The organism is Paenibacillus sp. CFBP 13594 (assembly GCF_014842675.1).
Lineage (GTDB): Bacteria > Bacillota > Bacilli > Paenibacillales > Paenibacillaceae > Paenibacillus > Paenibacillus amylolyticus_B.
This window is the reverse complement of record NZ_JACYVQ010000001.1, coordinates 798,744-822,843: the sequence shown is the minus strand read 5'-3', so window position 1 is coordinate 822,843 and position 24,100 is coordinate 798,744. Positions and strand designations below refer to the sequence as shown.

At 41.7% G+C, this 24,100-nt stretch carries 20 protein-coding genes and 3 pseudogenes; 16 read left to right on the top strand and 7 right to left on the bottom strand.

The genetic code is table 11. The features are described from left to right. The first annotated feature begins 35 nt into the window (after positions 1 to 35). The gene (locus IFU39_RS03880; protein WP_105598961.1) at positions 36 to 2,072 is read left to right on the top strand and encodes a GxGYxYP domain-containing protein; all 2,037 of its coding nucleotides are present in this window, start codon (positions 36 to 38) and stop codon (positions 2,070 to 2,072) included. Between the two features lie 226 nt (positions 2,073 to 2,298). On the opposite strand, the pseudogene IFU39_RS33540 reads toward IFU39_RS03880, so the two are convergent. Both IFU39_RS33540 and IFU39_RS03875 read right to left on the bottom strand, forming a co-directional pair. Further along, a pseudogene (locus IFU39_RS33540) lies at positions 2,299 to 2,388 on the bottom strand (putative holin-like toxin); the annotation flags it as partial. 25 nt (positions 2,389 to 2,413) lie between these two features. Beyond that, positions 2,414 to 3,373, bottom strand: a complete 960-nt coding sequence (locus tag IFU39_RS03875; protein ID WP_105598962.1) for a carotenoid biosynthesis protein — start codon at positions 3,371 to 3,373, stop codon at positions 2,414 to 2,416. A gap of 155 nt (positions 3,374 to 3,528) precedes the next feature. On the opposite strand from IFU39_RS03875, the gene IFU39_RS03870 reads away from it, so the two are divergent. The 4 genes from IFU39_RS03870 (at position 3,529) to IFU39_RS03850 (ending at position 5,939) form a co-directional block, all read left to right on the top strand. Then, complete coding sequence (locus tag IFU39_RS03870) at positions 3,529 to 4,098, top strand: TetR/AcrR family transcriptional regulator (RefSeq protein ID WP_197997660.1); 570 nt, start codon at positions 3,529 to 3,531, stop codon at positions 4,096 to 4,098. Positions 4,099 to 4,143: 45 nt separating this feature from the next. Further along, positions 4,144 to 4,491 (top strand): hypothetical protein, encoded by a 348-nt coding sequence (locus IFU39_RS03865; protein WP_105598963.1) that lies wholly within the window; start codon positions 4,144 to 4,146, stop codon positions 4,489 to 4,491. Positions 4,492 to 5,192: 701 nt separating this feature from the next. Continuing rightward, positions 5,193 to 5,354, top strand: a complete 162-nt coding sequence (locus IFU39_RS03855) for a hypothetical protein (protein WP_206759545.1) — start codon at positions 5,193 to 5,195, stop codon at positions 5,352 to 5,354. Between the two features lie 198 nt (positions 5,355 to 5,552). Then, positions 5,553 to 5,939: a hypothetical protein gene (locus IFU39_RS03850; protein ID WP_105598964.1), complete on the top strand. Its 387-nt coding sequence runs from the start codon at positions 5,553 to 5,555 to the stop codon at positions 5,937 to 5,939. A gap of 593 nt (positions 5,940 to 6,532) precedes the next feature. Here the strand turns inward: IFU39_RS03850 and IFU39_RS03845 are convergent. Beyond that, positions 6,533 to 7,522 (bottom strand): YhdH/YhfP family quinone oxidoreductase, encoded by a 990-nt coding sequence (locus tag IFU39_RS03845; RefSeq protein WP_091020040.1) that lies wholly within the window; start codon positions 7,520 to 7,522, stop codon positions 6,533 to 6,535. Positions 7,523 to 7,634: 112 nt separating this feature from the next. Between IFU39_RS03845 and IFU39_RS03840 the strand changes: the two genes are divergently transcribed. Both IFU39_RS03840 and IFU39_RS03835 read left to right on the top strand, forming a co-directional pair. Further along, positions 7,635 to 8,054, top strand: a complete 420-nt coding sequence (locus tag IFU39_RS03840) for a MarR family winged helix-turn-helix transcriptional regulator (RefSeq protein ID WP_105598965.1) — start codon at positions 7,635 to 7,637, stop codon at positions 8,052 to 8,054. Between the two features lie 469 nt (positions 8,055 to 8,523). After that, positions 8,524 to 9,090 carry a 2'-5' RNA ligase family protein gene (locus tag IFU39_RS03835; protein ID WP_192131327.1) on the top strand — a complete coding sequence of 189 codons (567 nt, stop codon included), beginning with the start codon at positions 8,524 to 8,526 and terminating at the stop codon, positions 9,088 to 9,090. Between the two features lie 976 nt (positions 9,091 to 10,066). Here IFU39_RS03835 and IFU39_RS03830 read toward each other — a convergent pair. After that, positions 10,067 to 10,611, bottom strand: a pseudogene (locus tag IFU39_RS03830) (cupin domain-containing protein). Between the two features lie 291 nt (positions 10,612 to 10,902). Between IFU39_RS03830 and IFU39_RS03825 the strand changes: the two are divergent. Further along, on the top strand, positions 10,903 to 11,199 hold the full coding sequence (locus tag IFU39_RS03825; protein WP_083679762.1) for an ArsR/SmtB family transcription factor: 297 nt from the start codon (positions 10,903 to 10,905) through the stop codon (positions 11,197 to 11,199). Positions 11,200 to 11,769: 570 nt separating this feature from the next. Here IFU39_RS03825 and IFU39_RS03820 read toward each other — a convergent pair. Then, entirely contained in the window at positions 11,770 to 12,654 is an 885-nt protein-coding gene (locus IFU39_RS03820) for an AraC family transcriptional regulator (protein ID WP_192131326.1), read from the bottom strand. A gap of 153 nt (positions 12,655 to 12,807) precedes the next feature. Between IFU39_RS03820 and IFU39_RS03815 the strand changes: the two genes are divergently transcribed. The 6 genes from IFU39_RS03815 (at position 12,808) to IFU39_RS03790 (ending at position 21,732) form a co-directional block, all read left to right on the top strand. Then, on the top strand, positions 12,808 to 15,519 hold the full coding sequence (locus IFU39_RS03815; RefSeq protein WP_192131324.1) for a glycosyl hydrolase family 95 catalytic domain-containing protein: 2,712 nt from the start codon (positions 12,808 to 12,810) through the stop codon (positions 15,517 to 15,519). 126 nt (positions 15,520 to 15,645) lie between these two features. Next, a complete protein-coding gene (locus tag IFU39_RS03810) occupies positions 15,646 to 16,596 on the top strand; it encodes an ABC transporter permease subunit (protein ID WP_192131322.1) in 951 nt (316 codons plus the stop codon). A 56-nt stretch (positions 16,597 to 16,652) separates the two neighbouring features. Further along, positions 16,653 to 17,516: a carbohydrate ABC transporter permease gene (locus tag IFU39_RS03805; protein ID WP_446740332.1), complete on the top strand. Its 864-nt coding sequence runs from the start codon at positions 16,653 to 16,655 to the stop codon at positions 17,514 to 17,516. A gap of 61 nt (positions 17,517 to 17,577) precedes the next feature. Further along, positions 17,578 to 19,098: an extracellular solute-binding protein gene (locus tag IFU39_RS03800; protein WP_192131318.1), complete on the top strand. Its 1,521-nt coding sequence runs from the start codon at positions 17,578 to 17,580 to the stop codon at positions 19,096 to 19,098. A gap of 116 nt (positions 19,099 to 19,214) precedes the next feature. Then, positions 19,215 to 20,981 (top strand): cache domain-containing sensor histidine kinase, encoded by a 1,767-nt coding sequence (locus IFU39_RS03795; protein WP_192131315.1) that lies wholly within the window; start codon positions 19,215 to 19,217, stop codon positions 20,979 to 20,981. Further along, the gene (locus IFU39_RS03790; protein WP_149847193.1) at positions 20,956 to 21,732 is read left to right on the top strand and encodes a response regulator; all 777 of its coding nucleotides are present in this window, start codon (positions 20,956 to 20,958) and stop codon (positions 21,730 to 21,732) included. The genes IFU39_RS03795 and IFU39_RS03790 overlap by 26 nt, the downstream gene beginning before the upstream one ends. A gap of 51 nt (positions 21,733 to 21,783) precedes the next feature. Here the strand turns inward: IFU39_RS03790 and IFU39_RS03785 are convergent, their stop codons facing one another. Beyond that, complete coding sequence (locus tag IFU39_RS03785; RefSeq protein ID WP_342345622.1) at positions 21,784 to 22,125, bottom strand: winged helix-turn-helix transcriptional regulator; 342 nt, start codon at positions 22,123 to 22,125, stop codon at positions 21,784 to 21,786. A 137-nt stretch (positions 22,126 to 22,262) separates the two neighbouring features. On the opposite strand from IFU39_RS03785, the gene IFU39_RS03780 reads away from it, so the two are divergent. Beyond that, entirely contained in the window at positions 22,263 to 23,162 is a 900-nt protein-coding gene (locus IFU39_RS03780) for an SDR family oxidoreductase (RefSeq protein WP_149847192.1), read from the top strand. 328 nt (positions 23,163 to 23,490) lie between these two features. Here IFU39_RS03780 and IFU39_RS03775 read toward each other — a convergent pair whose 3' ends face one another. Next, on the bottom strand, positions 23,491 to 23,736 hold the full coding sequence (locus IFU39_RS03775) for a GntR family transcriptional regulator (RefSeq protein WP_223200042.1): 246 nt from the start codon (positions 23,734 to 23,736) through the stop codon (positions 23,491 to 23,493). Between IFU39_RS03775 and IFU39_RS03770 the strand changes: the two are divergent. Beyond that, positions 23,681 to 24,088, top strand: a pseudogene (locus IFU39_RS03770) (carbohydrate ABC transporter permease); the annotation flags it as partial. The gene IFU39_RS03775 and the pseudogene IFU39_RS03770 sit on opposite strands and share 56 nt — an antisense overlap. Positions 24,089 to 24,100 lie beyond the last annotated feature (12 nt).

Here is a 24,100-nt window from a genome sequence, read left to right as displayed (position 1 = left end):
TTTTTGAATTACCTCTAAAAGGAGATATGAACTTTATGATTCGTAAATTAACCTTTTTGTGTGTTGCCCTGGTCTGTACAACCGTGTTATCGGCTAGTGCATTTGCTGCCACAGATGAGTTGAAGCATACCAACTCTTTGAAGTGGCCGCAAAATCAAGCGCTTCCAACTTTCAATAAAGTAGAACGTTTGGATGTGGCGAATGTATATGAGGAATCTGGCGATATCAAATTGCTTTTGACGACGCTTGAAGGGGTAATCAATCGAGAAAAGCCGCGAATCTACATTCAACAGAATAAAGTAGACCCTTGGCTGCAGGACTTGAACGTCCCTTATAAGCAGCATGACATCGTAATGGATGTTCTCAAGAAATATGCAAAAGAGATCAAAGGCATTATCGTATATGATCCGCAGCTGCCGGACTCCATTAATGTGGCAACGACACTTGCCGGACTCAAAAATGCTGTTGTTGCCAGTCCTGAACTGGCTCAACAATTGACTTCTGCACCGTATCACCTGTCGGTAATCGAAGACTTGCAGGACAAGTTCAAGAATCGTATGGATGCATACAACTGGCAGTATGAGCATCTCTGGAGCCAGACGACTCAACGAATGTTGGTCGGATTGAGTCCAGACACCTCCATCCCGATTCCGTCCGGAAATTTTGATTCATTCCAAACGGTTGGAGTCGAGAAGGAACAGATTCGTGATGCAAGCAACAGGAAGACCTATGACTATGACTTGTCATCCTATTTGGGAAAAGAAGCGGTCTACCTCCGCTTTAATGATGCCTTTCCTCAGGATGGCTGGGGGCCTGCCGTTCATCAAGTGACGGTGAAAGCAGATGGACAGATTCTTGCGGATTTCAAAACGGGTTCTTCTGAGGAAGAAGCATTTCTCTATGACCGACATAACTCCAAATTTTTGCCTGGTAGCGATCACCGCTTCGCAGATAACGGAAACTACTTTGTATACGAATTTAAGCCTGCAGCGGACACAAAGCAACTAACCGTGACGATCGAGATGTGGAACCAATACAAGGTATCTGCGAGCAATGTTCAACCACTCTCGTCAGAAGAAAAGGAACCTTATGGCTATCTCCGCGATTATGCTGTAGCGAACAAAGCCATGGTGTTCTGGTTGTCTACCAGTGTGCCAGAAGAAAAGGCGCTATTTGAGAAGATTCTGTCTGATGTAAAACCAGGGACACCTTATCTGGGTTGGTTCGACAATGATTTTGAAGGCGAAGTTGCTGGCATAGAACTCACATCTCGTCATGGTGTCTATGTTGTTCCTTCCGACTGGTTCCATAACATGACCGTATTTTCAGGAACAAACGTAAAACAACAGCCTGCTCCCAAACCGGTAAAATCCAAGCTGGAGAACAAAATCTATGTAACCTATACCTTTGGGGAAGGTGACAACCTGCAATACGATCAGAATCATATGCGCAACCTGTGGGCTGATCCCGCTCGGGGTAAAGTGCCCATCAACTGGACTTCCAGTCCGTTACTCTACGATGCAGCGCCTGCCATTCTAAACTATTACCGTTCAACGGCGACACCAAATGATCAGCTAGTTGCAGGCCCATCCGGAGTGGGTTACTTCAATCCAAATGTCTGGCCAACAGACACATTCCCGGAGTATCTGAAACAAACCTTCTCTTATCTGAAGAAAACAAACATGTCGTACCCTTTTGTGCTCAATCGTGAACTTGGAAAAGACGTTCCGCTGAGTGATTCGATTGCAGCTGCGTATGAGAAGAACTATAAACTTCCAGGCCTGTTCCTCGCAGGCGAGGACAAAGCCAATGTTCAAATCATGAATGGCAGCCTACCGGTTTCCATTCTGCGAGGCATCTCAACGGTGCAGGATGGTAAAGATATTTTGAATCGTACCAAGACCGAATGGGATGGCAAATCTCCAACGTTTATTTCGGTTGGGATTAATGCATGGAGCATGACCCCATCGGATGTGCTGGCGATTACGGAATCTCTTGGAGCCGAGTTCCAGGTAGTTAATGCGGACGAATATTTCTCGCTGATCCGAAAAGCGTACGGCTTTTCCAAGTAAGATGTCAAAGTGAGCTTAAGGACCTTTGGGTCGTCTACAAAGCAATCGGAAGCTGGCGATTTATAGATATTCAAATATCATTCGGCCAATAAAAGACCTGCTGGATCCTTGCGGATCCGGCGGGTTTTTGGCTTGTTAATACGTTTATTATGGTAGAAACAAGAAATTATACAATTGAAACTACATAAAGAGCAGTCGGCCGCTAGGTGGTGGTCGGAATAGACTGTTACCTTAGGGTGGGCGGTCTATTTCTTTTCATGTAAGCAAGAAGCACCAAAATTAAAATACCGAAAAGGAATAGTAATGAAAGTGTGTCTTTGCCTCAATGCTTGGGTTTATGGTTATTTCGTGATTGGACTTGCTTTTTTACCCATAATGTAAATTCCAATCCAGCCTAGCAATAAGAAAATCTGAGCCAGAGCGACCAGCCACAACACTTCCGTATAACCGCCTATAATGCAAAATATAGTATTGACTAGGGGGAACCCTACGAAAGTAAACATGATAGGAAAATCTTTTTTGGGCGTGATTGAATAATTAACCTTCCGGTCCCAAAACTTTATAAAAGCTAATGCTAAAATTCCGATTGTAATTACAGAAAGTGTAATCAACATCACCCATTGCATATTAGAGGTTCTTTCGAAGAACGGCCCCATATAATTAAGGAAGTTAGATAAAGGTGAGAACATACAGGCTAATGACAGAATGGCCGCCAGAAACGGATAGATATAACCAATTGATTTACTGTAGCCTTTCTTTTTATGCCACCATTCTCCAATTAGAATAAAGACGGTCCAATATCCCGCTATATAAATCCATCCTGTAAAATTCATCACAGGTTCCCCATAGATTTGAGGCTCACCGGCTAGCGGATAATAAGTCCATCTTGCCATGAGTCCATCTGTAGTCTGAAATATCTGTTTGACAGCCACCGGGTCCAGTGAAAAGTCAAAAACCATAGCGCTCAATCCCGTAATAAATGGTTTAGTCCAGGATGGTATATTTACAGACTTTAGAACACGCAAAGTTGAATAAATGATCAGAAACTCAATAATAGGGACAGTAATCGGTATATTAAATAACATTAAAATACTCCGCCCATAGGCGTAAAAACCTTCCCCAAGCGATGAAGCAGTAATTTCAAAAACGGCTGCGTAAAAAAACACAAAACCTATAAACTGCAGTAGAACCGTTTTGGGATGTGTTTCCTTATCAAGGATATAGAAAACCATTAGAACAGCAGCAATTAAGACTATAATATCTTGAATTATCCATACAGGTACTACAGTTATATCACCCATATTTTACCTCCATTTAAGTTTAAAAATAGAATTGAACGTTCAAATAAATTATAATTTCACTGTGTTACTTAAACAACAGGCTGTTCGATTGAGATATGTTAGTTATCATACAAACTACCTTAGATTTGTTCATTATTTTAAATTGGGAGGATATTATGGCAGACAAAAAAACAGATCACAGAGTGAGATATACAAAAATGGTTATCAAAGAAAGCCTGTTGAAGCTTTTGACAGAACGGTCTATCAATAAAGTTACAGTGACCGACATTTGCAGAGAAGCAGGGATTAATCGCAACACCTTTTATACACACTACGCTAATCAGTTTGAGCTTCTTTCAACGATGGAAAATGATCTTTACGAAGACATTAAGCAAGTTGGGATGAGTTCTTCAAATCCTCAAACGCTATCTTATGAATTATGTAAGTATATAAAAGCGAATAAAACGATATGTGAGGTTCTGTTCTCAGAGCATGGCGATAAAGAATTATTAGAACGAATCCTTTATATCAGTCACGATTTAACTATTGAACGATGGAAGACGGAATTAAAATATTTTGATCCACAATTATTTGAGTCCTGGTATACGTTCACCGCTCATGGCAGTATAGCTATTATTAAAAAGTGGGTGAGTAGTGGTCTGAAGGAAAGCCCTAGTAAAATTGCAGCTTTTATTGATAAAGCTACGGAATCCGTATCTAAAGCTTTTTATTCTGAAGAATTGTAGGATTTCCCCGCTTCTCACCAAAAAGCCCGGCAGCTTTTACGCAGTATGAGTGTTGAAACTCACGCCGGCAAGGTGTGGGGTATTGTATTCGTAGGTCATATCAAAGGAATTATCCCTATCGACGAAACTGAGTTTGGAAACGGGGCACGATTGAGAGATGCTGTCGGTACGTCAATCTATTACAAAGTTCTTCAACTTGACCGTAACTCAGCAATTTTTGGTGCATCAAGCAAACAATCTATTGACCATCTTCAAGGACTGACTTGGGATCAGCTTCGAGAGAATATGGTCATTGAAGCTAAATATAGTTCATGGGACCATTGGTTTCATCCTGAATTGCATTGGTGTTCGAAGTGTATGGAGGGGGGAACATTCTTGACTGCATCAGTTTAAACTTCTGGATGAATGCGCATTTCATGATCTAAATTGAATAATACTTGCCCTAACTGTAGATCAACAATACCTTTCTTGTTGTCGAATAGACAGTTAGAACATGCATTTCAGTGCAAGTGTGGATATGCCTGGAGCTTAGAAAATTGAATGAAACGATTGAATTCCCTGAAATTTGTCCCTATGCATATGCTTTTGTTTTTTGGAAAAAACCTCTGTTAAAGGAGAAGCATTTCTATGGCTTTAATTCGTTAAGAACAAGCTCATTTAGCACCACTTCTAATCAGGGAGCTTCTGGAGTATTTCTCTGATCAGGTCGTTAAATATCAAATGAAAGTCAGTAGAAGTATTGATATGGGGGGCTTTCCTGGATTCTTGAAAAACTGATCTTGCAGTTTTGTGAGAATTTCTTCTGTGTATGGATGAAGACCGCAGGGAAGAAAAGCAAAGAAATTAGCGTACCTTCTTGGAAGGAAATTGAGAATATGAGGGATCACTCGTTTCCAGTTGTTGCTTTCAAAAATAATTTTGATGAGAGAAGCTCATCGAGCAGCATTGAATATTATCATTTACAAAACAGAGAACCGTTGTTGACTAACAAATGCAATTGTCCGAATCAACATGAAACCGCTAAATAAGATATTCAATCAATGATATCGTATATACCACAAAAAGTTTCCATGCTGAACATAGTAATCCATGTGATGATTATAAGATTCTCCAAAATGCGCAGGCCAACCAAGTGTCGAGGGACAAGTCTGGTGCTCATAAATACACCCCAGGGCATGGCCGAATTCATGCATGACGGTTCTTTCGAACTCCGATTCCTCGGTATCCTGGTCAAACCAGCCGAAATTCATGGTTGACCCCCATATTGGACAGCAGCGTATCCGTCCCTACGGCCGAGTAGGCTTTCCCTTTGTCGCGAAAGGTAATCTATATTATGAACCAAGGATCACCCGGTACCCGGATTAATTTTTGGGAAATCGGCAAATGCGCTGCAGTGGCTTAACACGTTAACAAAAAAAGCTGCTCAAGTCTTAGGTTTATCTGGCGAGCCTAATATGTACACCAGCCTGCATGGTAATATCGGTAATGACTCTGGGAAAGCATCAAGACTCTCAACATTTAAATCTTATATTAATACCTACGAAAGATATGTAGTTGATGGCGTGGAATATAATAATAAAATGGAAGCACTAAGCTGGGGCGGAACAATTGCATCTATGGTATTATTTTACCTCACATATTCCGGCCCTGCTGGATGGGTAACCATGGTTTTAAACTCTTCTAATGCATTAACTATACTAATTGGAATTACCTCATCAGCTTATGGAACCGCTTCTAGACTTACAATAACTAAAATACAGCTCAATACCAACAATATGCTATTGATCAGGTTTATGTTCAACGATGCTAATTACGGTATAAACTACAAACCGGGCTTCTAATTTTAAAAAAAGGGGGTGAGATCATTTTTCAAAGAATAGGATACGCTGTCCCCCTATTAATTATTATTATAGCAGACATCGGGTTACTCATATTTATCCTTAGAAATGGTAATGGATTATCCGAAAGCGGAATCTTTGGTATGATACTGTTCGTGTTTTGTTTATTGACTGTGCTTATTATAATCTCAATATACCGTTACTATACTTGGATTAGAGACAAAAAATTATAATAAATGTAGTAAAGACCGCCTTGGAGAATACCAGGCGGTCTTTACTACTTAACTTCACTCAAACAACAAACCCAACGGACATTGGCGAACGCAGTATGCCTTTCTTAGTCAAGTTCCGGTTTTGACCTTCGTCCGAATCTGCGGCTTAAGCTGATGTAAAGAGAGAGTATTATCTAAGAAAATAAGAGCATATGAATACATTACATTAATAGATATCAATTACGCCAACAGGAAACGATAGCTCAAATATACAAAGAAAGCAGTTGATCCCTATGATCGGCTGCTTTTTAGTCAACTACTTGAATGTGATGGAGGGGTAATTTATAAGAATAAAAAATACTTTCATCTGATAAATACCTCTAGCTATGCGTATTTTATAATTGTTCTCCCTAAATGGTTTCCGTGTTTTATAGCTTCAATCGTTTGAGATAGTTCTTCAAGTGTAATTTCTCTCACGAGAGTACTTTGACAGATATTCCATTCATTTGCTAATTTACCCCATATATATCCGCGGTTTTCAATAGGTACATTTACAGAATCAATGCCCAAGAGGCTGATTCCTCTAAGTATAAACGGCAGTACGGTCGAGGTTAGTTTTATGCCGCCTGCATTCCCACACATACTCATACTACCACCATAAAAAATTTGGGGAATTAATATGGAAGCAATATCTCCACCTACAGTATCTAAAACAAAATCAAACTTTTGCTTATTTAGTGGCTTAATTTGCTCACCTAATGTTTCTGCGTAAACGACATCTGTAGCACCTAAAGATCTTGCCACCTCTAATTGATGTTCTTTTCTAATTAAGGCAGAAATATTTTTGTAACCGATTTTAGATAAAATTTGTAAAGCAATACTACCTACTCCACCAGTTGCACCGGTGACTAGGATTTTAGGATTTTTATTTATGTCCATACCGTTTTTCTCTAAAGCCATTATAGAAAGAGCAGCCGTAAACCCTGCGGTTCCAAAAATCATAGCCTCTTTGGGGGAGAAGTTCTCTGGCATAGGAACAATCCAAGCTGCAGGGACCCTTGCATATTCCGCAAATCCTCCTGTATGACTCATACCAACAGCAAACCCTGTAACAATGACTTCCTGTCCCACATGGTAACGACTATCTGCTGTGTGAACAATCGTTCCACTCAAATCAATTCCTGGAATCATAGGGTAATCTCTTATAACACCACCATTTTTTTGGACAGCCAACATATCCTTAAAGTTTATTGAAGAGTAAGATACCTTAATTAAAATCTCCCCATAGGAGAGACTATCCAAATTAACAATTTCCAAACTGTAACTTACTTGACCGTTATCTTCATTTACGACGATTGCCTTGAAGTTATCCATAAAATCCCCCTTAGTTCTGTAATAGAATATTTCTGTAACAGAAATGTTTTATAACAAAATCTAACATGGTATAATAGGTATTGTCAAGATGGGGGAGAGTGGGACAGAGACTATGGAACTAAATGATTGCATGAACTTTCTATTAAGTGTTAGTCAGAACAAAGTTTTTAAATATTTCAGCAAGCTTTTAGAAGAATATGGAATAACACCGTCTCAATATGGCGTGTTAAATGTTTTATGGAGAGAAGGGCAATTAACCCCAAAACAAATTGGAGAAATGTTATTTTTAGAAGCTTCAACTGTCTCGGGGGTATTGGATAAAATGCACAAGGCAGAATTAATCGAACGTTCTGCAGATCCAAAAAATCGTAGAAATGTCTTCGTGATAGCCACTCAAAAATCTTTAGAAATCAGAAATGGTGTTGAAGCAGCAACTATTAAGTTGAATCAAAAGGTGCTTCTAAACATGACTGATAATGATAAATTAGCACTAAAAAATGCATTAAATACAATAATAATGACTGAATTTTAATTTTGCTGTTCAACGAGTTGTATCAATTATTGTCGAGGGACAAGAACATTGTTCCATTCAAAGTCGCTATTATAGCGGCTTTTTTGTTTTATGGAACCAAGTTCTTGTCCCATGCTGAGGACAAGAACTTGGTTCCTTTGCCGAAAAGGACAAGAACATTGTGTCATTTCGGATTAGGTGATTATCTAAATAGTATCATCATAGAGATCTTGTGGCTAGATAAAAGCATATGAATATAAGACTTCGCATGTGTAACGATTTTTTGGTACCAGGAACTAGGTTTTTCCGATTAAAGGCAATGAATTTGTTGAAGTTTGAAAAGGGGGAAGAACTTGAAAAAAATTTCGAGAAGAATCTTTATCTGTTTCATTAAGCTAACGGGCAGGATAATTTAAATAGCCGAAGAAATAAGAAGATAAGAGCAGATGGACTGTCATCCATTTATTTTGCTAAAGGATGTGACTGAAAAATGAAATATTTCATTGGAATAAGAGTTCCAGATGATTATAAAGAAAAAGTTGTGACATTCCGTGATCGTTGGTCCAGAAATCGTCTTAACGATGTAGTTGAGCCTCACATCACTGTAAAAGCGCAGAGTGGTCTTACAGTAGATCTTCAATGGTTAGAAAATGTAAGACAAGCATGCTCTTTAATACAGAGCTTTCAATTATCATTATCAGAACCTGGGTCGTTTGGAAGTGCTGTTACATTTCTTAGTGTTAGCACGAGCAATGTAATCGATTTACATAGAAGATTGGTAAATGTGTTTTCTCTATCACAAGAACTTTTAGATCAATACTTTGAAATGGATAAGTATCATCCTCATTTAACCTTGGGGCAAACCTATTGGGGTTTGAACGAGACTGAAATTGACGAAATGAAGCTATTAGCAATGAACGAATTAGCTCCTTATCCAACCTTTAATGTCAATTTTGTACGTGTATATAAAGAAGTTGAACCAAACAAATACGTACCATTTGTAGATATCCAATTGGGAACTCAAAAGTTAAGTGATTCAACTAACGGGAAACGTTAGACCAATAAAAATAATAGGGCAGATGATTAACGTGACAGGTTGCCTTTTGTTCATTTAGCTATAACTGGTTTCAATACGAATCTAATGTCGAGGGACAAGAACATATTCCCATTGAAGTCGCTAATTTAGCGGCTTTTTTATTTTATCGGTACAAGTTCTTGTCCCGAGCAAAGGACAAGAACTTGTACCGATTACCGGAATGGACAAGAACATAGTCCGATTGCCGATTAGGTATATATCTAAACATTAACCACATGCACTTCAAACTTCATTAAGTACCATGATACATAACAATGTTCAAATTGTTAAGGAAAACTGACACGCTGAGAGGTTAAACACGATCGGCCATAAATTAAACAAGCGAAATATCAGACTGGTACTGGCAGTTGAGGACAAGAACTTCTACCGATTGCCGAGAGGGACAAGAACATGTTCCTATTTCCGATTAGATATATTTCTAAACAATGACCATAGGTACTTTAACCTCATTTAGCACCTTAATACATGAAAATATTCAAATTGTTATGGGACAACTGATACGCTTAAAAGGTAAACACAAGTGTTTAGGTATTATAAGTATGAAATATCGGTAATGGGACTATTGGTTGAGGACAAGAACTTGTACCGATTACCGAATTAGACAAGAACATGTTCTCATTGCCGATTAAGCGTTTATCTAATCGTTATTAAATCATTAAACTAACGGGAACCGATATTTTAATAATATAAAAAAACAGCCGACCAACTTATGTTGTCTGTATTTCATGAATTATCTCAAGGTCCTAGTACACGTTCTCAGTACAATAGCCTTGCTAAGATTCGTGAAGACCGTTACGAATGCAACGGAGTCATAACGTTACTGAGTGTATTGATCTGCAATGATTTAATTTCACATAGTATAAGCCTGATTTTTCTCCACGACGAATAAAGAGGAATCAGGCTTTTGTAAATTTGTATTGCATTAGAATATGATCAACTAACTTTCAGAAGACATGGCAATGGCTTTCGTTTCATGAACTGTCCCATAAGGGTGCTCGGGCGGCGCATAGATCACGTACACTTTAAGAGGTATACTGCCTGTGTTGGTGATATTGTGCCATTTTCCAGCAGGCACCATAACGGCATAGTCCTCACAGGCCATCGTTTGAAAATTCAATTTGTCTTTCTCGTCTCCCATTTGCACAAGTCCCTGACCTTACCTTCTTCAATACGAATGAATTGATCGGTTGTCGGATGCACTTCCAGACCGATATCTTCGCCTACACGGATACTCATCAAAGTCACTTGAAAATGCTTTCCTGTCCACAGAGCGGTACGATAATTCTGATTATATTTTGCGGCTTGTTCAATATTGATTACAAGTGGTTGTTGTCCGTAATCTCTAATTTCTATATTTCCACTAGGATGACTAAGGTTCACATTTCCATGGCAGTACGGAGGGGAGAGCCCTTGTCCGTTGTTATTCTGGTTGTTAGGCATTGGATTATGCCATTGATTTTGATGAAATAATTTAGGGTACATAGTCATTCTCCTTCTTTGGTGAAATGTCTACTCACAACCTATGCAGCCGCCTATATAAAGGGATACAACATTTGCAATAATGGGCAGGAGCCTACATAATTACATTGGTGGAAAAGAGTGATTGCAGTACTTCTTGTATCAATTGAAAATGAAAGAGAGTTTACGAACACCCAAGCGTTGGTTCTAATTTGAATCAACGCTTTTTTAGGTTAATTTCGAATTAAACGTTGACTTCAATTTTTTTATTATAATATAAGCATGCACTTATGTTGAACGAAAGGAGGAAGTGATATGGATTCTATTCAAGAAGCAGCGGATAAGATTAAATTGCTGGGCGATAAAACACGTCTTACTATACTTACACTCCTCAAAGAACGTGAATGGTGCGTGTGTGAATTTGTAGAGATTTTAGACATGTCACAACCTGGAATTAGTCAGCATTTGCGTAAAAGGAATCATTTGAATGGCATTCGAGAAGATTCTGAAGTCACTGTAGAAGAGAACTCCGTTGTCTTCCCTGAATTTAAATGGCGGGAAGCCTGGAGATCTAAACACAGAGATGCCGTGTTCCTGATTCACCACAAGTAAAAGATGATTTAGCTCAATCTGGTTTTGGAAACCGTGGTGTAAGCGGTAATGATGGTACTAATTCAGTAGCGGAAAAGGTAAAAGATAATACAACTTCAACAAAAGCTGAAGAGGTGAAGAATCAAACAGAAAAAGAGGGAGATTCAAAAAACGAAGATGCACATCTAATAGGTATTAATTCATCATCTAAAAGCAAGGGTTACTGTCCTTGAGCATATGGTAAATCATTCGAAGTATAGGATGAGCTATTCCCCTGCATCCTTTACGGCCACACACCCTACTGGATCAGAGCAACCCGTACAGGCAATGTGGTGGTTACAACCTTCATTTCAGTAAACGGTTCTATGTGAACCCAGACAGGTACATCATCGATTTCGGCAGCAGGTACTGCCTATTTTGGGACTGTTGTAACTTCACATGCGAACACAACGCTAACGCTGAGTATGGCTATTTTTGATAAGTTAGTATCCAATAAAAAGTAAACGTGAAGCACATAGTGCCTTTGTTGCTCCATCCGGAATTCTCCAGTGTAACATAGGAGGCTTTATTCTAAATGGTTTTAGCTTCGTTTCAACGCTTCCTTTTGTATTTAGTGGCTGTCATCCCAAAATATTTTTTGAATACATTACTGAATTGTTCCGGTGTTGCGAAACCCACTTGTGCTGCGATTAGGCCGATGGAAGTTTCCGTTGTGAGTAAAAGCCTTGAAGCTGCAGCCATTCGTGCTTGCAGCTTCTTATCTTTGAAGGACATACCGTATTGCTTATGAACCATTCGTTCCGTCTGTCTTGTGCTTAGCCCCAATTCGTTAGCAAGCTGTTGCAGGCTAATGGAGCTGTATTGGTATAAAAAGCTGTTCTCAATCATAAGCAGTCTGCTATCATCAAGAGTCTTCAAGGGAAGGGACGGTATGGTCGTGTGATTCTCGCTGTAATGTCTTAACAAACAAATTACAATCATCTCAAGAATGTTGGTTGCCATATGATGGACGCCGATTTTTTGAAGGGAAAGCTCTTCAGCAAGCATTTTGAACAATTCGAGCATTTTCCCATCCTCTTTCCCAATCCAGAAGGGGGTGGATACCAGTAATTCGGGGAGAGACTGCTCTCTTACGAAGGAACGTTTGACATTCGGATATATGGAATTTCCGGGCAAAATCTCAAAGAAAATGCAGTATTCCGCCATCGGGTCTTCTGGATCCGGAATCTGCTCGTGAACGACATCTGGACCGGTTACAAATAACGTGCCGGGCGTGATTGCGTAACGGTTTCCTTGTGCATTCAGAATACCTTGGCCGGTTGGAATAAAATGCAGCTCGTAGCTTCCTTGGCTATGGCTGTGTTCAGGCATAGGACTGTGGAAATACCCGAACTTAACATACAATACGTTCAATACTACTGCGCCAAGAGTCAGCTTGATATCTAGATTTCCGATGTTAATATTAGGTAATTTCATACTATCTAACCCTCCCCTTGTAAAATTACGACATGCTTCCCTCTTCCTTGTCATCTCCAAGGATAACGAATTCCAATCTCCATTGATATAATTATTACTGAAATTCGACGTAATGTTAATAATTGCAGCCCAAACAGATCAGGAGGAGACCTAATGACCAATTTACCGGAATCAATACGCTTGTACAAAAAAGGAAATTATGCAAACGCCTACAGAGAAGTTCCCGCTGTTAATCCCGGAAATGCATGGCGGGAGGGTATGGTTAGCGGAAACGGGGAGAACGGATATATTACTTCTGGTTCGCCGTATACGGACAGTTTTATTTTTCAGAATATGTTCTTTAACTATCCTTCCAAGGATCCAAGAGTGATTCCGGAAGAATTGACGGAGCAGCTGACTGATGCCAGACAAAATGTTTTAAAGCAGAACGATAAATGGAAGATTACGAATGAAACCGGGTCCACAAGGATCAGAACCTTTTATTATAGCTACCATCCTGGACACCAACTCCGATTCAGTATACCCTCCAAAGGAAGTATGAATGGTTATGAGAGATGGACGAATTATGAAACAGCGGAGACTGGGGTACGCTACAGCGATGAGAATGGGGAGTGGGTCCGCACATCCTTTACGTCCCGTGAGGATAATGTAACTTTTACCAAGATCACAGCATCTTCTACAGGCACAAAAATTAATATAACCCTCTCCATTGATGACATCTCCTCAATAAGCGGAGCGAACAAAGGCCACATCGAGCTGAAGGAGCTGCAATATAAGAAGCTGGTGGACTCCGGTGCGAATTATCTCGCCCAGGTTGCTCATTATCCTGTGTATCAGGGAAGTGAACTAGCTTACGGCGGGTATGCCGGCTTGACTCAGATTGTTGTTGTAAACGGAACCAAGAAGAGAATGCTGATGGCTGGCAGTCATGAACTGATCAATGTTGGACGAGAACCAAATCCGGTAATTCAGATTAAGGACGCTGATGCCGTATATTTAATTACGCGCTCAAGCAGAACTCACTCTATGGGAAGAATCGAAGAATTTGCTGAAATGACACAATATAAGATCGTAGACCAACTCTATCAAGATATAAACGCGGTTGTGCAAAAATATTTGGCTTCAGACGGTCAATTAAATTATGATGCAGCTCTCGCTGCCCATACAAGGAAGCATTCAGTAGAGTTTAATGCAGTGAGCTTCAGTATTGATGGCGACGACCACTACAAAAATTCAGACAACCAGACCTTGATCACTACGCAAAAATCAACTCCGGACAGAGTCAATCATGCTTTTATGGAGCAGGTGTATAACCAGGGACGTTATGCCATGATCTGCTGCAGCGGTACCAGTGCACCGCGCTTATATGGAATGTGGACCGGGGAGTGGAATCCTGGCTGGCGGGGTATTTATACGCTTGATGCTAATGTGAATCTGCAGGTTGCTTCCATGAATACAGGCCATTTAACGCAAGCACAGCTCGGATATATTATATTTTTCTTGAGAAATACTCCCGACTTTGAATACAATGCGCGGATGGCGTACGGGATGCACGATGCACTGCAGGTTTCCGTTAACTCTGACGGAGATCGCGGGATGCATGTGGAATATGACAATGATTATCCGTTCGAATACTGGAACGCGGGGGCAAGCTGGTGCCTTCTGCCCATTTATGAATACTGGCAGTGTTACGGCAATCAAAAGATACCGCTTCATGATAATATGCGGATTCATGAACTGCAGACCATTCTGAGTGTACAAGATGGAGGCATGAGCGATGAGGAGTTCACACAGCTGTTAGACAAAGGCTATCTGGATCTTGCAGAAGATATTCTGCTTCCCTTGCTTACCAAGCAGGCAAACTTTTGGCAGCAGATCTGCACACCGGAATATTTCACGGACGTCAACGGCAAGGCATGCTACCAGTTTGACAAAAAGACTTTGAATTCAGGAGAGAAATACCTAATTATTCCCACATATTCTCCAGAGAATCACCCCATCGGATATAACAGCACAATCACGGCGAATGCAACCATGGACATTTCTGCTGCACGGGATGGTCTATCTATGGTTATCTCCATGGAAAAGGCAGTCAAGCGCGATGGTTATGAAACAGCCATAGCTAAGTGGACAGCATTGCTTGAGTTGCTGCCAAATTATAAATATGACTATGATGGTGCTTTGCGAGAATGGGCTATGAGTGATTATACGGAAAATAACAATCATCGACATTTGAGCCATCTTTATGTGGCTTGGCCAGCCTATGAAACACAAACCGATCCGGAGTTAAAGCAGGCTGCAAAGATTGCGATTGACAATAGAGATCGATTTAATACTGTCGACGATACCGCTGGGCATGGTTGGATGCATAAGGCGCTAGTTCAAGCTAGGCTGAAAAATGGTGACGGAGTGCTCTCAGCACTTCTTCCCATGATGAGGGATGCGGGTTATTACAGCTCCTTAATGACAGATCATGATTCAAACAGAAGATGCAATTGTTATTGCACGGATACCTCTTTCGGTACTGTAGGAGCCATTAATGAAGCGCTGTTATTCTCGAATACGGGTGAAATAGAGATTCTTCCGGCTTTGCCTTCTGATTGGACAAAGGGTTCTATACATGGGCTTATGGCGAGAACCTGGGTCGAAGTCAAGGCATTATCCTGGAATCTTTCCGCCAAAACGGTGCATGTAGTAGTGAGTTCCAGCAAGAATGGAAATACCATCCGAATAAGGGTGGGACTATCTTGGACTCAAGCCAAGATCGACGGAAGTAAAGCGGATGTACAACAGGACTTACGCGGGAAATATATTCAGTTAACACTTAGTGAAGGTACCGAGGTTACAGTTGCGTTTCAATTGTAGGACCAGTCCAACTGTGACCACCTTGAAAATGGACATCTCATTATTGGAAATGAACTGTGTTCATGACGGTTTGAGAAACCTATAATTTAACCTAGAAAGCGAGTTAATCTATTAGCCGTCAAGGAGGTGGACATCATTCAAGAAGAACTATTTCTAAAACGTTTACACAAGCAGCTACCCTTTCATTTGTTCGTAGGACTTGGGATTATTTTCCTGCTAGTCTTCAGCTACATTCCGATGTTCGGCATTATCATCGCCTTCAAGAATTACAAAATTTCTACTGGTATTGAAGGTATCTTTACCAGTTCCTGGGCAGGGTTGTCGCATTTTAGAGAGTTGATTAACGATTACAACTTTCCAAGCCTTGTGCGCAATACGTTAATACTCAGTGTACTGAAAGTGATTTTTTCGTATCCGATTCCGATCCTGTTTGCGATTATGCTTAGCGAGGTCAAACATGTATTTTTTAAAAGGTTTGTACAGACTGTAAGCTACCTGCCACATTTCATTTCCTGGGTTGTAGTGACTGGTATTGCATACGCTTTCTTTTCATCCGGTTTTGGAATTTTCAATGAGTTGATGCTATCGCTGCATATTATCAAGGAACCTGTACAAATCCTGACCGATCCCGATTCGTTCTATGGCTTGGCGGTTATGACTGCGATCTGGAAGGAGGCAGGCTGGTGGACAATTATTTTTCTGGCAGCTTTGGCTGGCATTGATCCAGCATTGTATGAGGCAGCGGAGATTGACGGGGCTGGCAGACTTAAGCGAATTCTGTACATTACCTTACCGGGGCTCAAAAGTGCCAGCATAGTAGTGCTCATTCTGACCATCGGTAGTATTCTGGGAGGCGGATTGGTAGGGTCAAATTTCGAACAGTCGATGTTGCTGGGGAATCCACTCAACAACGAGAAGTCGCAGATTATCCAGACATATGCATTTTCGGTTGGTCTAGCCCAGGGACGGTTCTCTTTTGCCACAGCAATTGACCTTATGCAGTCGGTAATCTCGGTTTTCCTGATCTTCACCAGTAATTTTATCGCCAAGCGGTTCTCGGGAACCGGATTGTTCTAGCCTAGGGTCATTACTCAAACAGAAAAGGCAGTGAAGCCATGCGCAGGAAAAGAACGATGGAGGATTGGATACTGGACATTCTGATTACGGTAATTTTATTAATCATTGTGTTTATTACGCTGTACCCCTTCTATTACATTCTTATCATTACATTCAATTCAGGATCTGATTCTAACCTTGGAGGAATGTATTTATGGCCGAGGGAGTTCACGCTGGGGAATTACATCTACTTTATTGAAGATCCCAAATGGGTAAATGCTTTTCTGGTTTCGATCCTACGGACGATAGTGGGAACGGTGCTCGCAGTGTTTTTCACCAGTATGGTCGCATATGGGCTTGCGAAGCGAGATTTGATGTTTAGAAAAACATATTTTTTTATCGTGATAGTAGCGATGAATTTCTCGGGTGGACTGATTGCTTTCTACATTGTGCTCAAAAGCCTCGGGCTGATTAACACATTCGGTGTTTACGTGATTCCCAGCATGTTGAATTTGTTCTTCCTGCTGATAGCCATCTCTTTCTTTCGTGAAATTCCAGATGAACTAGGAGAATCTGCTCGGATGGACGGGGCAAGTGAACTGAGGATATTTTTCAGCATCGTTGTACCTGTCTCCATGCCGCTGATGGCGACGATGAGCCTATTCATTGGCTCCGGACAGTGGAATTCCTGGCTCGACTCTGCATATTTCGTTCAGAACGAGAACTTGAGAACGCTTACTTATCGGATGATGCAAGTGATCAATCAGTCAATGGTACCCACGGGGGATGCCGCAGCAGCTTCGATGTCCAGAGCTAAGGTTACGCCCTTTTCTATTCAGGCGACGGCAATGGTAGTGTCTATTGTTCCTATTCTCGGGGTTTATCCGTTTCTGCAAAAGTACTTTGTTTCGGGGATGATGCTCGGTTCGGTAAAAGGTTAAACATCCGGTAATTTCCAAAATCACATGAATGGGGGAAAGAAAGATGGGGAAAAGCTCATGTATGCTATTTAAGCTTATACTGGCGGTACTTTTGGTAGTCGGCGTGCTTTCAGCATGCAGCCAAAATGGGGAACAGAGTGGTGTTGCATCATCTACTGACAATGGAAATAAGCCAGTGGAGCTGAGTATGTTCGTTGATGCAACATGGTATCCTTTTCAGGACTGGTCCGGGGAAATTCCGGAAATGATCACTAAAGTTACTGGGGTGAAGCCGAAAATTACGGTTGCCACGGACGATAAGCAATTGGCGCTGATGGTAGCTTCAGGGGATCTCCCGGATATCATTGTTTCTTTTAACTTCAAGCTAATGTCAGATGGCAATCTAAGCTTGCCGTATAACGAAATTTTTCCTAAATATGCTCCTGATGTGAAGTTCGATCCAGTAAAGGAACTAGTGAATACTGTAAGTGACGGGAATTATTACGCCATTCGTAATGACTTTTCTCCTGAATCCGAGTGGAAGGCTAATCCTTATGCCCATATGATGGTTCCCGGGTTAGCCATGCGCAAGGATGTTCTGGAGGAAATAGGTAATCCGTCCATTAAGTCACTGGATGATCTTGATAATGTGTTCGCAACTGTCAAAGAGAAATATCCGGAGATGACGCCTTTAATTCTTAATCCTAACTGGCAAAGGCCATATTTCGATGCACAATTCGGTGCTTATGGAGGTTTTGTGGACGAGAATGGGAAGATTGTTTACTATCTGAGACAAGACGCTGTACGCAAGTCGATGTTGTATATGAATAGCCTATATCGGAACGGATATATAACATCCGAGAACTTTGCCTATAAGAATGAGACGGAGACAGAGCAAATGATGGCTGCCGGGAAGGGCTTCGCCTATACCTGGACCTATTCCGGGGCAGAACGCCTCAATGCGGATAACAAAGACAACGGTATCAGCTTTGTTCAATTGGCCGAACCGCTTGAACCAGAGGCCTCCATCCTAAGCTCAGGAACCGGGGGGCTGGGAATGTATGTCACCAAGAGTAATAAAAATGTGGAAGCGACCGTCAAATTTTTGAAATATCTATACTCAGAGGAAGGCTGGAGAACGGCAGAGTGGGGCGTAGAGGGCAAGGATTGGAGCTGGAATACAGCCGGGTACCCGGAATTCACTTATGATATTAACGATCTCGAGCTACTGAAGAAAAAAGGGGTGTACTGGTGGGGTGTGCCTACTGAGACAGGTGTAGGAATGGCATTAACATCTTACAAAGAAGGCTCGGAAACGACACGGCAGGGAGAGAAGTACTCACCAATAATTAAGTTTAATCCGGCGATAGGTATGATTAATCCTGACACGGATTCACCCGAACAGATTATCCGCACGAACATCGATAATATGGTGAAAACGGAGGTCACTAAGATCTATCTGGCTGCTACAGAAGCTGAAGCACAGGCTGCCTTCGACGAGCTGATTAAAAAAGCCGAAAAAATCGGAATGAGCAAGCTCGAAGAATGGGCAACCGCGCAGTACGGTCCTCTTAAGCAAAAGTATGATCAGTTAACGAAGTAACAAGCAAACATACAGGCACTATACCGCTCATACAGGATGCAGGCTCAAGAAGCCCGCATCCTGTATGAGCTCACCAACGTTAAAATACCATATTAGACAGCGGGGAGATATGTAATATGCGTATACGTACAAAAATGTACTTGGGTTACATTCTCCTCATTGTGCTCCCATTTCTGTTCTTCGCTCTGTTCTCCTATATTCAGCTGTATGACAAAATGCTCACTCAATATCAACTTGCAAACCAGCAAAATTTGGAGCAGACTGCATCCAATCTGGATTCAAGCCTGGCTAAGCTGGAATCACTTACTTCGGTTTATCAAAACAATGCAGCTTTAATTGACTTTTTGCAAGGAGGGTTTGTGGATGACCGCGATTTAATCTACTCGTATTTAAAAGAAATTAATCCAGCATTTTCGTTTGCTTATCTGGCAGATCCTTTAGTGCAAAATCTTACAGTTTATCCCAAGTATCAGAAACGGCTATTGGAGGCTCCCGGTTTTCAGAACTATCGTGATATAGGGAGATTCCTAACTCCTGATGAAATTGGAGAGTTGCGTCCAGCCCAGGGACTATGGAAGCAATCTTTCGATCCTGCCGCTCCGGCACTGAGTTATTTCCAGAAGCTGTACAGTAATTCCTATATTACTGATCTAGGTATTATTCAGATAAGTGTTGACCCTGCAATGTTAGATCAATTCGTGTCGGCCTTGACTCAAGTACATCCGGATAATGCAATAATGGTGCTTGATCGTCAAGGAAAGATGGTTAGCTATGTCACGAATACGAAGCTGTCAGATGAGCAAATACGCTCCATTATCCAGCTGTTTGGTAATGAATCCTTGGGAGGATTTCTTGCCGACCATGATCGACTGTTGATTAATTCTGTTCATATTCCAAAGCTGGGGCTAACGATTATCGAGGTGAATAAACGGGCAGCTTTATTTGAATTCCTGAGGGTAAAGCAGTTATGGGTAGCTTGCGGTTTGGCGCTGCTCGCCTTGCTGTCCGCTCTGTACTTTTGGATCGTCTCTTCGCTAACCAAACGAATCGTCCGGCTCTCGCGTCATATGCGCAGAGTGGAGCCAGAGTTCCTGAACAACCCCGTTAAGGGGAAAGCTGGGAAAGACGAAATCGGCTTCCTAATCACGAACTATAATGAAATGATCAGCCGCATGGATGAATTAGTAAACCATGTTCAAAAGGTGGAGATGCTTAAGAAAGAAGCAGATTTCAAAATGCTGCAGGCACAAATTCAACCCCATTTTCTATATAATACCCTAGAAACGATGCGAATGCTTGCCAGATCAAATAAGGATGATAAAGTAGCAGAGATGGCTCTTTCTCTCGGTAATTTGTTCCGCTACAGTCTGTCAAAGTCGGAACATACGACGCTTCGAGATGAGCTAGATCATGTAAGCACCTATATCGCAATACATCAAATCCGTATGAGTGACCTTGAGGTGGAGCTCCAGGTAGAGGAAACGCTATTATCGTTGCCTTGTCCCAGATTTATCCTGCAGCCGCTGGTGGAGAACAGTATGATCCATGGTTTGTCCAGGAACAGGGGCAGCAAGCGGATTACGTTGCGGATAGAAAGAAAACATGGATATGTGTGGATTGAGGTAGCCGACAACGGTTCCGGGATATCGGAGCAGCAGATAAAGTTTCTTCAGCGGCTGCTGGAGGGCAGTATCACCAAGCATGAATCGCAGCATAAGACGACAGGCATCGGGCTTAGTAATGTGGCTGAACGGGTCAAAGCATATTACGGTAAAGAATCATCGCTTGGAATAATAAGTACTCCCGGCAAAGAGACGGTTTGTTGCCTTAAACTGCTGCTGAAGGAGGAATACTCCAATGCTCAAACTACTGATTGTGGATGATGAGCCAATAATTCTGGAAGGTCTGCGAGACATGATTGAGGAAGAAAAGACAGCGTTCAGGCAAATCATAACGGCTCGTGATAGCATCGAAGCGCTGGAACGAATAGAACTTGTCCGTCCGGATTTAATCATTACGGATATCCATATGCCAGAGATAGACGGTCTGGAGCTGATTCGGCGAGCGCAGCAAAAAGATATAAAGCGCTTTATTATCCTAACTGGGCACGATGTATTCGACTATGCACGCACAGCTGTTAAATTGCAGGTGATAGAGTATTTACTTAAGCCAATTAACCAGGTGGAGTTAGCTGAGGTTCTAAGAAGAACAGCATGTGAACTGATTCAAGAACGTGAAATTTTGGAAGTGTCTGGCAATTCTCCTGAAGAAATGGGTACCTCGCAGAACGAACATATTAAACTGCTAAAAGCCTATATAGAGCAAAGTTACATGAAGGATATTTCTTTATCTGATGCGGCGGAATACCTGAATTTGCATCCAGTGTACCTTGGACAGATCTTTAAGCGGGAAACCGGAAATACTTTCGTGCAATATATAAACCAGGTAAGGATAGGTAAGGCTAAGGATATGATGGCTAGCATGAAGAATTTGTCTCTGGATACGATAGCCAGAATGGTAGGGTATGAGAACCAGCGGACTTTTTATAAAGTGTTTCGCAAATTTAATAATGAAACTCCGGGACAGTTCAGAGACCGGAAAGTGCAATCAGACTCGAATTCTCTATTTTTTTAAAGGAAATACAGACCATGGGTATGATGGGAACTGAGACATACTTGCCATGGCCTATGAATTTTTTGGATTATTTGCGATATAATTTAAGCCCCATTCCTCTATCTGATAAAGTATAGAATGAAGGCTCTTCCCGGTCTCTGACAAAGAATACTCTACCTTGGGTGGAATTTCAGAATACACTTGTCGGTTAATCAGCCCATCGTTTTCGAGCTCACGCAGCTGGCGAGTGAGTGTACGCTGCGTAATATTGGGAAATCCTTTTCTTAATTCATTAAACCGTCTTACGCCGAGAAGCGAAAGGTTGTGCAGAATAAGCAGCTTATACTTGCCCCCAATCATATTGACTGTAAATTCAACCGGGCATTGCGAGCAATGTGAGTCTTGATTATCCACTCTGATTCTCTCCTTTTTAGGTATCCTTAAGGATACTATATATCCTTCATGTGCGTACTTACATTATTGAATTTAAACCTATATTATTTAACTATAGTCACTAAATTACTTTTAGTAAACGGAAGGATGATGAATAAATGACAACTAAGGATAAGATATTAGTATATGGAGCAGGCGGCGTACAAGGAGGAGCAGTCGCCAGCAAGCTTCTGAAAGAAGGACACGCCGTTCATACAATCGTAAGAAATTCGGACAAGGCCGCTCAGCTTCAAGAGCAGGGCATTACTGCCTTTGTTGGCGATCTAACAGATGCTAGCAGCCTAACTCCTGCTCATCACGGTATCAACAAAGTATTCCTGGTGCTGCCGGTGGACTACGACTTGGAGCGTAATCGACAATTCATCCGTAATACCGTCGATGCTGCCAAAAAAGCCAATGTTAAACTCCTTGTTTTTAATACCAGCGGTTTCTTTACAGATGATGTTACAGGTGTTGCTGCTTATGATATTAAGAGAGAATTGATCGCTTATGTGAAGCAAAGTGGCATTCCGACTATTATCCTACAACCTACATTTTATATGGAAAACTTCCTTATTCCCGGCGTTGTAGACAACCAAACACTGGCTTACCCTGTACCTGCTGATTCTGCAGTCGCATGGATTAGTATGGAAGATGCAGCCGCTTACAGCGTATATGCACTTAACCACCCAGAACTGGCAGGGGAGACATTGCCTATCGTAGGACCTGAGGCGCTAACTGGAAATCAGCTGGCAGAGCAATTTAGCGCCACATTAAATCGAAAAATACAGTTTTATTCTCTCCCCGTGGAAGCGTTCGAAGAAGCATTATCTCCAATGCTAGGCAAGGAAACAGCAAAAGGCCTCGCCGACTCCTACAAATGGCTTGGATTAAATTCTCATTTTCAATTACTTCCCAAGCCAGACCAGGTCAGCGACGAGTTGCGTTCTGCTACACCGGGCACTCCACTTCAAGAGTGGGTGAAACAAGCTGTACAGAATGGATTTTTCGCACTATAACAACATAGGATTCGGAGCGATCCATTCGCAGAGAAAAGCAAGTTCAGTTTATACCGGGAGGGAGACAGACGATTGCCGAGATCAGCAAGTGAGCTATAACTTAACAATGACCACTACGAGAGTAGTGGTTATTTGTGCTTTGGCTGAAATTAGAGCAGTTAGACTGCATGAGCACGTCGAATTGTTCTAATACTAGTCTCGGATTCCCTTACTTGCTGTCAATTAATTCAGATCTAGTCACGGCTGTCTTATCATGCTAAACAGTGATGAGACGTCATTGGTAGCGCCGACGGAAATGACTGTTTTTTGGGCATCATCAATGAAGGTTCTAATTGTCGTCAATCATTTGCTCCACAAAGGAAAAATGAGGATTGTTAGCTTTAAAGCGCTGGATTTGTTCTTCGTCGGCAACTTGCGTTCCCCGCCCCTTTTGCATCAGCAGAAGTCCTTCTTCTTTCAATTGTGCATATACGCTTTGAATAGTGTTCCGGTTAATCGACAATTGCTCGGCCAACTGATTGGTTCCGGCCCTTTTCGGTTCTGCCTTTTTTATCTTTTTGCCGCTGCAATTCATCCGCACCATTCCTTACGAATTGGATGAGGCTGCCAAGATTGACGGCTGCAGCCGGTTCGGTATTTTCGCGCGTGTCATTATGCCGCTCATTACACCGGCGTTAGTGACAGCGGCCATATTTGAATTTTATTGGTCCTGGGACAATTTCTTCGGGGCCGCTGATTTATTTAGGGAAACCGCTGCTGCACACCATCAGCGTCGCCCTCAGTCTGTTCGCAGACCCGAGCTCAGGTACAGCTTGGTCCGCCATGTTTGCGATGGCTACGCTGTCGCTGATTCCGCCTATTCTCATCATCTTTAAAACCTGCGGTACACTGTAGAAGGTATTAGCACAACGGGATTGAAAGGATGAGACCAATGGAGA

What these genes read in the sequence shown, in the direction of transcription:
- IFU39_RS03880 (WP_105598961.1), top strand. Translation starts at nt 36, where the DNA reads ATGATTCGTAAATTAACCTTTTTGTGTGTTGCCCTGGTCTGTACAACC.
- IFU39_RS03875 (WP_105598962.1), bottom strand. Translation starts at nt 3,373, where the DNA reads ATGGGTGATATAACTGTAGTACCTGTATGGATAATTCAAGATATTATA.
- IFU39_RS03870 (WP_197997660.1), top strand. Translation starts at nt 3,529, where the DNA reads ATGGCAGACAAAAAAACAGATCACAGAGTGAGATATACAAAAATGGTT.
- IFU39_RS03865 (WP_105598963.1), top strand. Translation starts at nt 4,144, where the DNA reads ATGAGTGTTGAAACTCACGCCGGCAAGGTGTGGGGTATTGTATTCGTA.
- IFU39_RS03855 (WP_206759545.1), top strand. Translation starts at nt 5,193, where the DNA reads ATGATTATAAGATTCTCCAAAATGCGCAGGCCAACCAAGTGTCGAGGG.
- IFU39_RS03850 (WP_105598964.1), top strand. Translation starts at nt 5,553, where the DNA reads ATGTACACCAGCCTGCATGGTAATATCGGTAATGACTCTGGGAAAGCA.
- IFU39_RS03845 (WP_091020040.1), bottom strand. Translation starts at nt 7,522, where the DNA reads ATGGATAACTTCAAGGCAATCGTCGTAAATGAAGATAACGGTCAAGTA.
- IFU39_RS03840 (WP_105598965.1), top strand. Translation starts at nt 7,635, where the DNA reads ATGGAACTAAATGATTGCATGAACTTTCTATTAAGTGTTAGTCAGAAC.
- IFU39_RS03835 (WP_192131327.1), top strand. Translation starts at nt 8,524, where the DNA reads ATGAAATATTTCATTGGAATAAGAGTTCCAGATGATTATAAAGAAAAA.
- IFU39_RS03825 (WP_083679762.1), top strand. Translation starts at nt 10,903, where the DNA reads ATGGATTCTATTCAAGAAGCAGCGGATAAGATTAAATTGCTGGGCGAT.
- IFU39_RS03820 (WP_192131326.1), bottom strand. Translation starts at nt 12,654, where the DNA reads ATGAAATTACCTAATATTAACATCGGAAATCTAGATATCAAGCTGACT.
- IFU39_RS03815 (WP_192131324.1), top strand. Translation starts at nt 12,808, where the DNA reads ATGACCAATTTACCGGAATCAATACGCTTGTACAAAAAAGGAAATTAT.
- IFU39_RS03805 (WP_446740332.1), top strand. Translation starts at nt 16,653, where the DNA reads ATGGAGGATTGGATACTGGACATTCTGATTACGGTAATTTTATTAATC.
- IFU39_RS03800 (WP_192131318.1), top strand. Translation starts at nt 17,578, where the DNA reads ATGCTATTTAAGCTTATACTGGCGGTACTTTTGGTAGTCGGCGTGCTT.
- IFU39_RS03795 (WP_192131315.1), top strand. Translation starts at nt 19,215, where the DNA reads ATGCGTATACGTACAAAAATGTACTTGGGTTACATTCTCCTCATTGTG.
- IFU39_RS03790 (WP_149847193.1), top strand. Translation starts at nt 20,956, where the DNA reads ATGCTCAAACTACTGATTGTGGATGATGAGCCAATAATTCTGGAAGGT.
- IFU39_RS03780 (WP_149847192.1), top strand. Translation starts at nt 22,263, where the DNA reads ATGACAACTAAGGATAAGATATTAGTATATGGAGCAGGCGGCGTACAA.
- IFU39_RS03775 (WP_223200042.1), bottom strand. Translation starts at nt 23,736, where the DNA reads ATGAATTGCAGCGGCAAAAAGATAAAAAAGGCAGAACCGAAAAGGGCC.